The sequence below is a fragment of the Xanthomonas pisi DSM 18956 genome (assembly GCF_001010415.1).
Taxonomy (GTDB): domain Bacteria; phylum Pseudomonadota; class Gammaproteobacteria; order Xanthomonadales; family Xanthomonadaceae; genus Xanthomonas; species Xanthomonas pisi.
In genome coordinates this window covers 11,920-24,072 of the sequence record NZ_JPLE01000010.1, presented here as the reverse complement: position 1 = coordinate 24,072, position 12,153 = coordinate 11,920, and the positions used below count along the sequence as shown (strand labels likewise).

The 12,153-nt window shown below is 67.6% G+C and carries 3 protein-coding genes and 1 other RNA gene; 2 read left to right on the top strand and 2 right to left on the bottom strand.

Annotated features, from left to right (window positions below; translation table 11 throughout):
- Nucleotides 1-215 precede the first annotated feature (215 nt).
- Together Y887_RS02020 and Y887_RS02015 are read right to left on the bottom strand one after the other, a co-directional pair.
- Nucleotides 216-431 (bottom strand): hypothetical protein, encoded by a 216-nt coding sequence (locus tag Y887_RS02020; RefSeq protein ID WP_046962764.1) that lies wholly within the window; start codon nucleotides 429-431, stop codon nucleotides 216-218.
- Nucleotides 428-9,097: a glycoside hydrolase family 94 protein gene (locus Y887_RS02015; protein WP_046962763.1), complete on the bottom strand. Its 8,670-nt coding sequence runs from the start codon at nucleotides 9,095-9,097 to the stop codon at nucleotides 428-430. Before Y887_RS02015 ends, Y887_RS02020 begins: the two co-directional genes overlap by 4 nt.
- A gap of 540 nt (nucleotides 9,098-9,637) precedes the next feature.
- Between Y887_RS02015 and Y887_RS18465 the strand changes: the two genes are divergently transcribed.
- Both Y887_RS18465 and Y887_RS02010 read left to right on the top strand, forming a co-directional pair.
- A non-coding RNA gene (locus tag Y887_RS18465) (sX9 sRNA) lies at nucleotides 9,638-9,713 on the top strand.
- Between the two features lie 9 nt (nucleotides 9,714-9,722).
- A complete protein-coding gene (locus tag Y887_RS02010; RefSeq protein WP_425445615.1) occupies nucleotides 9,723-12,095 on the top strand; it encodes a penicillin acylase family protein in 2,373 nt (790 codons plus the stop codon).
- The last annotated feature ends 58 nt before the right edge of the window (nucleotides 12,096-12,153 follow it).

Genomic DNA, 12,153 nt, shown 5'->3' with positions numbered 1-12,153 from the left:
GCGGCATGGATGCCGCCACCGAGCCCCCAGGGACGGGTTGACGGCGTGTCCCGCGAGCGGTGAGGGCACCGCGCTCTCGACCAACTCAGCTTTTGACTGTATCCAAATGCCTCTACGACTCAGATCCTTGGCTGCTTTTGCATTCGGTGTGCATGGTTTTCAGTAAAGCAATCGACTCACCCACTGGTGCGGTGTCCTCGCCACTTGCCGGGCGCTCATTGCGTGCGCGTCAGCCCATGACGGTGCAGCAACTGCCGCAAGCGACGTTGCACGCGTTGCAGGTCCGCCTCGGCGGCCTCGTCGAGAATCCCTTTGGCCAAGGCATCGAACTGCGGCCAGAACTGGCTGGGGTCGCGTACCCGTTGCGGCCACACCGACAACATTCTGCCCAGGTCGGACAGCTGATGATTGGTGCGTGTGCGCATGCTCATGTCGCGTCTCCCGGCCAGTCCAGGGCGACAGCGTGGACCGCGCCGTCATCGATCAGGGTGAAGGCAAGCTCGGCCTGCACCACGCCGTCGATCTCCAGCCGTGCCTGGCCCCCCGGGCGCTGGGTGACGTCGATGACATAGGTGCTGGCACCGAAACGATAACGCAGCTGATACCCCGGCCAGTCGGCCGGGATGCACGGCACGATGTGCATGCGGGTGCCATGCCGTTGCAGGCCAAGCAGCGATTCGGTCAGCAGCCGGTACATCCAGCCGGCTGCGCCGGTGTACCAGCTCCAGCCGCCGCGGCCGGCGTGCGGCGCCACCGCATAGACATCGGCCGCCAGCACATAGGGCTCGGCCTTGTAACGCTGCGCCGCGTCGGCATCCAGGGCGTGGTGGATCGGGTTGATCATCCCGGCCAGTTGCCAGGCGCGCGCGCTGTCGCCAAGCTGGGCGAAGGCCATCGCCGCCCACACCGCCGCATGCGTGTACTGACCGCCGTTCTCGCGCACGCCGGGCACGTAGCCACGGATATAGCCCGGGTCGTGGCCGGTGCGATCGAACGGCGGCATCAGCAGTTTGACGATGCCCGCATCGGCATCGACCAGGTGCTGGTGCATGGCCTCCATCGCCTGCGCGCTGCGCGCCGGGTCCACTGCCCCGGACAGCACCGACCAGCTCTGCGACAACGAATCGATGCGGCATTCGTCGGAACGGTGCGAGCCCAGCGCGGTGCCGTCGTCGAACCAGGCGCGCCGGTACCACTGCCCATCCCAGGCGTGCTGTTCCAGTGCCACCCGCAAGGCCTGCGCATGCGTGCGGCAGCTCGCAGCGAAGGTCGCGTCGTCGCGCTGCATGGCCACGGCCGAGAAGCGCAGCAGGGTGTCGTAGAGGAAGAAGCCCAGCCAGACGCTTTCGCCCTTGCCGTCCTTGCCGACCCGGTTCATGCCGTCGTTCCAGTCGCCGCTGCCGATCAGCGGCAGGCCGCGCTCGCCCAGCCGCGCCATGCCGCGCTGCAGGGCGAGCACGCCGTGTGCGTACAGCGACTGCACGTTGCCGGTGAGGTGCGGCAGGTCGTAATACGATTCCTCGTCGGGCTTGAGCGCGCGCCCGTCGATGAAGCCGACAAGCTCGTCGAGCACGCCGGTGTCGGCGGTGGTGTCCAGATAGCGGCACATCGCCTGCGGCAACCACAGGAAGTCGTCCGAGCACTGCGTGCGTACGCCACGGTCTTGCGGCGGGTGCCACCAATGCTGCACATCGCCCTGCACGAATTGATGCGCGGCGCTGCGCAACAGGTGGGCGCGGCTGAGCGCAGGTTGCGCGTGCACCATCGCCATGCTGTCCTGCAATTGATCGCGGAAGCCGAACGCGCCACCGGACTGGTAGTAGCCGCTGCGTGCCAGGAAGCGGCAGGCGATGGTCTGGTAGAGCAGCCAGCCATTGGCGAGCAGATCCACGGCAGGGTCGGGCGTGCGCACCTGCACGCTGCCCAGCACCTGTTCCCAGTGCCTGCGCACGGCCAGCAATGCGGCCTGCGCGGTGGCCACGCCGCGGCTGCTGCGCGCCAGCTCCAGCGCCGCGTCGCGGTTGCTGGCCGCACCCAGCCGGAACACCGTTTCAAAGCTCTGCTCGGCCGCCAGCGTCACTGGCACCTGGATCGCCGCGCAGGGGTCCAGGCCGGGCCCCACACGCCCGGACAACCGCTGCCGGGCGAGCGCGGCCGGTGCGGCCAGGCTGCCATTGCGGCCGATGAATTCGCTGCGGTCGGCGGTGATGCTGCGGCTGGGCGCATCGGCATCGAAGAACGCCACGCGCCCGTCGAACTCGGTGTTGTACGGGTTGCGCGCGGTCAGCACGCTGCTGCCCAGGTCGACCTCGCTGACCACATGCAGCTGCGAGCGTGCGCGGATGTCGCCGAGCACCCATTCCACATAGCCGGTCACGCTGAGACGGCGCGGACGCCCGGACAGGTTCTTCAGCCGCAGATGGCTGAACTTGATTGGCCGTTGCGCATCGACGAACACCCACAACTCGCTGCCGATGCCGTGTTCGGTATGGCTGTAGACGCTGTAGCCGAAGCCGTGGCGCACCGTGTAGCGACCGCTGCCGCGGCACGGCAGTGCCATCGGCGACCACACTTGCCCGGTGTCTTCGTCGCGCAGATAGAACGTTTCGCCGGAGCTATCGCCGACCGGGTCGTTATGCCACGGCGTCAGCCGGAACTCGTGCGCGTTCTCGGCCCAGCTGTAGCCGGCGCTGCTGTCGCTGACCACGCTGCCGAACTGCGCATTGGCCAGCACGTTGCACCACGGCGCCGGCGTGGGCATGCCCTCGTCCAGGGTGATGCGGTACTCGCGGCCATCGGCGGCGAACGCGCCCAGACCGTTATCGAACAGCAGCGCTTCGTCGGAAGCGGCCTGCAGAGTGCGGTCCAGATAGGCGGCGTGGGTGCTGGCCAACGCGTCGGCGCTGTCCAGCTGCTGGATCGGCTCCAGCAGCGGCGGATGCGCGCGTGCGCTGGGGTGGCGCTGCAGTTGCGCGTCCAGCGTGCCGTTGGCATCGCTGAGGATCGCGCGTGCCACGGTCTGCAGCAGCACGCGGTCTTCCTGCGAAATGTGTTCGATGGCGCGCACGAAGATGCCGCCGGGGCGGTCGAGCACATTGGCTTCGGGATCGGCGGCGATCAGGCCCAGGATGGCGTCCTGCAACTGTTGGCGATAGCCGGCCTGGCTTTCGTTCCAGATCACCAGATCCGCACGCAGGCCTTTCAGGCGCCAGTATGCGTGCGCCTGCACCAGCTGGCGCGCCAGGTCGAGATTGTCCGGGTCGGTGATGCGCAACAGCATGATCGGCAGATCGCCGGAGATGGCATGACTCCACAGCGCCGACTGGCCGCGATGGTTGTGCAGCAGCACTTCGTGATCGGCGCGCAGTTGCGGGTCGACGAACAGCACGCGCGCGGCCAGCCGCTCGTAGAGCATCGCGTCTTCCAGCGAGGCGTCGATCTGCCGGCGCGTGACCTGACTCTGGGTCAGCGCCAGATCGAACACCCGATCGGCCAGACGGCGGTCGCGGTACTTGTCGATCAACGCGGTGCAGGCCTCGCGTTGCGTCCCGACGCCGTAGACCATGTCCACCTGCGCCTGCTGATCGGGCGCCAGCGAGATACGGCAGCGGATCGCCACGATCGGGTCCAGCACCGAGCCGGCCGCACCGGACAGGCTGGCGTGCGCGTGCAAGGCCAGCGGATCGCGGGTGCTGCGCCCGCGCCCGACGAAGGCGGCGCGATCGGTCTCGTAGGAAATCGTCGCCACGTCGGCATCGTGCACGGCCACCAGATGCAGCATCCACGGCTGCACCTCGTCATGCCCGCGCGGGCGCCGTGTGCAGAGCAGCGCCTGTTTGTCGGCCAGGATCTCGGTCTGCACGAACAGGTTGCTGAAGGCCGGGTGCGCCTCGTCGGCCTGCGCCGGCGCCAGCACGACTTCGGCATAGGTGGTGATCTCGATCACGCGCGTCTGCCGCGAACGGTTGCGGATGCGTAGCCGGCGCAGCTCCACGTCGTCCTCGGCGGAGATGGCGATTTCCAGATGGCTGTCGTAGCGCTGGTGGCTGCCCTTGAACTCGGCTTTGGCGTCGGAAAAGATCGCTTCGTAGCGCTCCACCGGCACGCAGGTGGGTTGATGCGCGGCCGACCACACCGCGCCGCTGTCCACATCGCGCAGATAGCAGAAGGTGCCCCAGTGGTCGCGGGTACCGTCTTCGCGCCAGCGGGTGACCGCCATGTCGCGCGCGCGGCTGTAGCCGCCACCGGCCGAGGTCAGCATGCCGTGGTAACGCCCGTTGGAGAGCAGTTGCAACGCCGGCTGCGGCAGATTCGGGTCGCGATGGATGCGCAAGGCCATGCCTGCCTCGGTGGGAACCGGGCGCTCCGCGGCCTGATCCAATCCCTTGACGTAGACGCCGGCACGCGGCGCGCGCTCCTGCAACAGCAGCAGCGTGGCCTGGAACTGCGGATCGGCGACAAAGCGCTTTTGCATCGGCGCATCGCGCAACACGTGATCCAGTGCCAGCAGCGCCATGCCCTGATGGTGCGACATGAACGAGCGGACCACGGCGTGCTGTTCGCCACGCGGCACCCGCGACGGGGTGTAGTCGATCGCCTCGTACAGACCGAAGCGGCCGCCGAATCCCAGCGCCTGCAATTGCTGCAGATTGCGGCAGGCCGCATCCGGGTCGACCATCAAGGCCATCGCGCTGGCATACGGGGCGATCACCAGATCCTGGCCCAGGCCGCGCTTGAGTCCCAACCCGGGCACACCGAACGCGCGGTATTGATAATTGCGCCGCGTATCGACCGTGTTGTAGCCCGATTCGGACACGCCCCAGGGCACATCGCGCGCGGCGCCGTAGCGGATCTGCGCCTGCACCGCGCCGCGCATCGAGCGGTTCAGCAGCGTCTGCGGATAGCTGGGCATCACCAGGTCGGGCATCAGGTACTCGAACATCGAGCCGCTCCACGACAGCAGCGTCGGCTCGGTGCCGGTATCGGTCAGCGTGCGCCCGAGCGCGAACCAGCTCTCCTGTGGCAGCTTGCCCTGGGCGATCGCCACGAAGATCCCCAGGCGCGCCTCGGAGGCCAGCAGGTCGTAATGGCCGCTGTCCAGGCGACGGTCGTCGACGTTGTAGCCGATCGACAACAACTGCGGGGCGCGGTTGTAGAGGAAGTCGTAATCCATCTGCGCCAGCTGCCCGGCGCGATGCGCAAGCCGCTGCAGTTCCTGCACGCGGTTGGCGGCCCAGCTCTGCACGCTCGGTGCGTGGCCGCCGGCGGCCAGTTGCCGCAGCGTGGCGACCACGGCACCCGTCGTCTCTGCCGCGTGCGGAGCGGTGTCGGCCAGCGCCGGTGCGCAGTGGCCCAACTCGTCCAGGGCGGCCTTGCAACTGCTGACCAGCCGCTGCGGCCAGGGTTCCTCGTCGTCGCCGCTGACCGGCATCAGCGCCAGGATCCGTTGGCTTTGCGCCAACAGCAGGCGCAGCGCCGTGTCGGCCTGGGGCAGGCTTGGCGCGGGCTGGCTGCAAAGGCCTTGCACACCCTGCGACATCGTCTCCAGCGCATCCAGCGCATCGGCGGTGACGTTGCGTGTCCTGGCTTGCGCTGCCAGCACACTCACGGTGTCGGCCAGCCCGTCGAACACCGCCATCGAGACCGCCGGCGCATCCTCCAGCGCCAGCAGCGCCTGCCGCAGCGTCAGCAGATGTCCGGCCAGATTGCCGCTGTCCACGGTGGAGACATAGCGCGGCAGTAGCGGCGCCAGCGTCTGGGTGTCGTACCAGTTGTACAAATGGCCGCGATGGCGCGGCAGCGATTCCAGGGTGGTCAGCGTATCGGCCACGCGGGTCATGACGCCGGCCACCGTCAGATAGCCCAGATCGTAGGCGGTCAGGTTGGCCAGCAGGCCCAGCCCGATGTTGGTCGGCGAGGTCCGGTTGGCCACCACCGTGACCGGATACTCCTGCACGTTGTCCGGCGGCAGCCAATGATGCTGCGCGGTGCAATGCGTTTCGAAGAAGGCCCAGGTGCGCCGCGACAATCCGCCAAGGAAAGCGCGCTGCTCCTGCGACAATTGCGCGACCGGGGCGGCGGGCTGCCCGCCCAGCCAGGCCATCAGCCAGGGCGCGCCCATCCACGCCACGCCAAGCGGCAATGCCGCCCACAAGGCCGACGGCGACCACCACGCCACCGCCGCGACCGTCAGCGCCGCACCGCAGGCGGCGCCGGCCATCAGGCGATGCTCGGCAGTGCCGCTACGCGCGCTGCGTTCCACTTCGCTGGACGGGGCCCACTGCAACAGATGGCGATGGGTGATCGCCATGCGCACCAGCGTGCGGGCAATGGCCGCCAGCTGCAGTCCCGCTTCGAACGGCAGGCAGGCCAGCACCACGCCGGTGCGCAGCAGGTGCTGACGCAGCCCCACGCCCACCTGCCGCGCGTGATGGCGCAACCCCAGACCTTCGGGGGGATGCGCCAGCGCATACAACGCCGAACACAGTCCCGGCGCCAGCCATAGCACCAGCAGCCACGCCGTCCAGCGCAGCGGCGTGGGCGAGCATAACCAACCGATCAGCAACAGGCCGAAGGCGGCCGGCGCCACCAGGCTGCGGCGCAGGTTGTCCAGCAGCTTGCCGCGCGACAACCACGACAACCGGTTGCGCGCGCGCCTGCCGTCGCGATCGGGCACCCACGGCAGCAGCCACGGCAACAGCTGCCAGTCGCCGCGTACCCAGCGCGCGCGGCGCTTGGCATCGGTGGCATAGCGTTGCGGATGGCGCTCGTACAGGCGCACGTCGCTGAGCAACCCGGCGCGCACATAGCAGCCTTCCAGCAAGTCGTGGCTGAGCACGCGGTTGTCGGGGAAGCGGCCGGCCAGCACCTGCTCGAAGGTCGCCACCGCATAGATGCCCTTGCCGATGAAGGAGCCTTCGCCGAACAGGTCCTGATACACGTCCGACACCACACGCGTGTACGGGTCGATGCCCGGTTCGATCCCGAACATGCGCGCAAAGCGCGATTCGCCGCCCTCGCTCATGCCGGTGCCCAGGCCGGGCTGCAGGATGCCGTAGCCGGCGTCCACGTACTGCCCGGACGCATCCATGCGCGGCATGTTCAATGGATGCGACATCGCCCCGACCAGGGCACGTGCCGCGTCCCTGGGCAGATGGGTGTCGCTGTCCAGCGTGATCACATAGCGCACGCCCACCAGAACGGCCACATCGCCCTGCACCTGCAGGAAGTCGCTGGCTGCCTGCAGCGGTGCATCCTCGGCGCACAGCAGGCGGTTGAGCGCTTCGAGCTTGCCGCGCTTGCGCTCGGCGCCCATCCAGCAGCCTTCGCCCGCGTTCCATTGGCGGGCGCGGTGCAGCAGGAAGAACCGATCGCCGTGCGCGTCGGCATAGGCCGCGTTGAGCCGGTCGATGTGCTGCGCCGCATGCGCCACCAATGCCATGTCGCCAGGCAACAGCGCTTGCGCGGCATCGAGAAAATCGGTGAGCAAGGCGAAATACAGCTGCGCATCGCGGTTGGCCAGGTAATGCACCTCCAGCGCGCCGACCAGCTCGTCGATGGCATCGGTACCGGCCAGCATGCTCGGCATCACCACCAGGGTGCGGCAATCGGGTGCAATCCCCAGGCGCAGGTCCATGCGCGGCAACGGACGCGGACGCACCCACAGCGTCGCCACCCAGTTGACCAGCGCGATCCCCAACTCGCTGGCCGCCAGCAGCGCGATGCCGGCGGTGATCCACCACAGCGCCGGCGGTAACGCACTGGCCCACTGCAGCAAGACGCCGGTCCACAGCGCCACAATCGTCGCGATCGGCAACAGATACGCCGGCAGCGCAACCCGGCGCACGCGCGGGCGCGGTGACGTCGGCACTTCGAGGGTGTCCGCATCGCGCAACGCGGCACGCAACAGCGGCAATCCCGCATCCACCAGGTAGTAGCCCACGTGCGCGGCCACCTGCTCAGCCGAGTGCGGGTGCGTGCTCAATTGCAGCACGGTGTCGGCCACGGCCGGTTCGTCGCGCTCCATGCGGTGAGCCAGATCTTCGACCACATGCCGGTACGCGTCGCGGGTCTGGAAATCCATGCGCGCGTAGACCGCCGCCGGATCCTTGCGCAGGGTCTGCTCGACCACGCTCATGGTCTCGACGAACTCGCGCCAATCCATTTCGTCAAGAAAGCGCAGGCTGCCGATGCTGTTGCCGATCGAGACCTGGTCGGCCGCCTGGCGCTGGCTTTCGGCATGCACCATTCCTTCGACGCTGTGGCCTTCGCTGGCCAGCCACTGTTCCACCCAGGCGCTGGCCATCGACAACACCGGGCCGCGGCCCTGGATGCCGCGCGTCAGTTCGGCGACGAACGCACCGGTGGCCGGTGGCTGCGAGCGGGCCATGTCGGCCACCACCACCACCACATCCTTGGGCTGCGCGGCGGCCGCGGCATTGAGCACTGCGGCCCAATGCGCAGCCAGCGCCGTATCGCGCCCGTCGTGCATGATGCCGTCGGCAACGCGGCGCAGGTTGTCGATCAAGGCCAGCCGCAACACGATCGGAACGGCCCACAGTTCGCCGAGCTTGAGCGGTGCCACCTGTTGATAGGCCGCGATGAAGCGGCTCAGCGTGATCGCATCCACGCGCCCATCGCCATGCGCCACGACCTGCAAACCCAACTCGTAGACGCGCGGCAGACCGATGGAGCTCGGCGTGCGCAGGCGTGGCAACTGGCGGCTGTAACCCGGCGGAAGATGCTGGCGCGCAAGGCGTATCTGCTCTTGCACCAGATAATCGTTATCCAGCAGCCATTCGCCGGCAGGGTGCAGCCGCACGCCGGCGGCCGCCATTTCGTTCAGGCGCGATGCCGCACTTTCGAGCGCGCGTTGGTTGGACTTGAGCCCCGACAACAACAGCTCGCGTGCCGGGCCGGTGTAGAGCGTGTGCGTCGTTGCCAGCGCGCGCGCCAGCATTTCCATCTGCTCGTCGCCGAGCAATGCAGCGCCCGGCACGGCCGCATCCCGGACCGGGTGCGTCTGCAGCGATGGTGCTGGTTGGGTAATCGATTGCCACCAGAGAGAGAACGCAGACGCTTTCCGCTTTGGCGGCATGGAGACATTGCCTGTGCAGCATCAGTGCCGCTAGAACCACGATCATGCGCGCTCGCGCTACCGCGCATGTGAAGGCAGCATGCCAAGGTGCTGCAGGCGATGCATGTGTTACGCGCGATGTCATGGCAGTTCGGCTGTCGATGGCTGCGCATGCGACGCTTGGCATCGTTGGATGCAGACGTGCAGCGTGCGATCAAGCCGACACGACAGTTCTGCGGGCGGGTGCATGTGCATGCAACGCGGTGCACTGCACCCACGCTAACGCAGGCGATGCCAGCAGGATTCGCTTGATGCGCCGTGCATTCTGCAATCTGTGCAGGCACACGGCGCCAATGCGGCACGCTGCACGAGTGTTCGTCTCCACACGTGTCAGTGCCAGCGTGCAGGCATGCGGCATCTTCCTTTTTGCAGTCACAAGGCCTCAACCATGCTCTACACAACACACCGGTGGGTGCTGTGCCTGCTGCCGGGCAGCCTTAGAGTAGCTAACAAAACTACTGCGCAGCCGCCAGGCGGGCGCGGCCGGTGCTCGGAATCCTCATGTACCACGCGTACACTCCGGTTCCTCCGCGCCGTCCACACCCGCCTGACGACTGCTCGCTACGTTTTGTTGGCCACTCTTAGCCTGCATGGCACTGCCGCACCAGCCTCATCCCCATCGCAATCGTCCATGACAGTGTCCGGGCTGGAGCAGCCGGCGCAGATTCGCGTCGATCGTTGGGGCGTGGCGCACATCTACGCGCGCACCGATGGCGACGCGTTCTTCGTGCAGGGATTCAATGTCGCGCGCGACCGCCTGTTCCAGCTCGATCTGCTGCGCCGTAAAGGGCTTGGCCATCTGGCCGACGCGTTCGGGCCGGCCTACGTCGCCCAGGATCGCGCCTCGCGGCTGTTTCTGTATCGCGGCGACATGCATGCCGAATGGGCCAGTTACGGCCCCGACGCACAGCGCGAGGTGAGCCGATTCGTTGCCGGCATCAATGCCTATATCGCCTGGCTGGATGCGCATCCACAGGCGCTGCCGTACGAATTCCGCACCTTCGGCTATCGTCCGCAGACGTGGTCGCCAGAAGATGTGTTGCGCATCCGCACCACCGGCTTGAGCCGCAACGTCAAAAGCGAGGTCGCCCGCGCCAAGGTCGCCTGCAAGGCTTCGCTGCGCATCGACGCGATCCGCCTGAAGCTGCAGCCGGCCTGGACCACCCACGTGCCCGAGGGATTGGATCCCTGCCTTCCGGACGCCGTGTTGAAGGTCTACGAACTGGCCACGCAAAGCCCCAGGCTGAGCGCCGATACCCAGCCGCGCAGCGCCACTGCGGACACCGCGTCCCTGCGCCCGGAAGAAGAAGCCGCTGCAGAAGGCAGTAACAACTGGGTGATCGCCCCGCATAAATCGGCCACCGGTCATGCGGTGCTGGCGGACGATCCGCACCGCGCCTACACCGTGCCCAGCCTGCGCTATTTCGTGCATCTGACCAGCCCCGGGCTGGACATCATCGGTGCCGGCGAGCCCACCGCGCCAGGGATCGCGATCGGCCACAACCGCACCAGCGCCTTCGGCCTGACCATCTTCAACATCGACCAGGAAGATCTCTACGTCTACCGCCTGAACCCGGCCGACCACGCGTCCTATTGGTATCAAGGCCATTGGGAGCCGATGCAGACGCAGCACGCATCCATTGCCGTGCGCGATGGCAAGCCGGTGCCGGTGGAGCTGCAATTCACCCGGCATGGGCCAGTGATCTATGTCGATGCGGACAAGCACATCGCCTACGCCATCGCCTCGGTCTGGAATCAACCCGGCACGGCGCCGTATCTGGGGTCGCTGCGGTATCTGCGCAGCGCATCGTTCGAGCAGTTCAAGGGCGCGCTCGCGCACTGGGGAGCGCCATCGGTGAATCAGGTCTATGCCGACGTGCACGGCACCATCGGTTGGGCGACGGCCGGCACGACCCCGCGCCGTGAGCGCTCCGATGGGCTGCTGCCGGTTCCCGGCGATGGCCGCTACGAGTGGAGCGGCTTCTGGAACAGCGATGTGCTGCCCTCATCGAAGAATCCCGCCGCCGGTTTCATCACCACCTCCAACGAGATGAATCTGCCGGGCGGCGATCCATCCCTGGCACGCAAGATCGGCTTCGAATGGGCCAACGACGCGCGGCACGCACGCATCACCCAGGTGCTCTCGCAGTTGCCCAAGGTGACCTTGCAGGATTCGCAGCAGCTGCAGAACGACCAGGTGTCGTTGCCGGCGCAGCGGTTGGTGGCCTTGATCCAGCCGCTGCACGCGCAGGACCCGGAAACCACTGCGGCGTTGGCGCTCCTGCGGCCGTGGAACGGCGAAGTCAGCGCAAGCTCTGCCGCTGCCGCGCTGGAAGAAGTGTGGTTCAGCAGCTATCTCGGCGCGGCCTACAAGGCCATGGTGCTGCGCCCTGCCGAGGCAGCCGCGTTCGGCATGCCCGACGCCGCGGGACTGATGGATGCGCTGGAGCATCCGGGCGCTGCGTTCGGATCCGACCCTGCCGCACGCCGCGACCGGTTGCTGCTGGAGTCGCTGCGCAGCGCCTATCAATCGCTGGTCGACAGGCAAGGTCCCGATCCGGCGCAGTGGCAGTGGGGCAAGCTGCACACCAATACCGTCACCCATGCGATGAGCGCAGCGCTTGGCGGAGAACGCGCGCGGCTGGATGTCGGCCCCTTCGCCAAGGGCGGTAGCCCGTACACGCCCAATCAATCCAGCTACGACCCTGCCGACTTCCGCCAGACCATCGGCCCGTCCGCACGTCTGATCATCGACCTGGGCGACTGGGATGACTCGCGCGCCATGAACTACCCCGGCCAATCCGGCGACCCGGCCAGCCCGCACTACCGCGACCTGGCGCCACTGTGGCTTGAGGGTCGGTATTTCCCGTTGCTGTATACGCGTGCGGCGGTGGATGCGGCCACCGAGCAGGTGTTCGATCTGGCGCCGGCGCGCGCGCCGGCAACCAGAGCCCGGTAGCTCGCCCAGGCAGGCGAGCGCGGCGTTCTCTCCACCGGCGCGGCTTCTGGAAACAGAC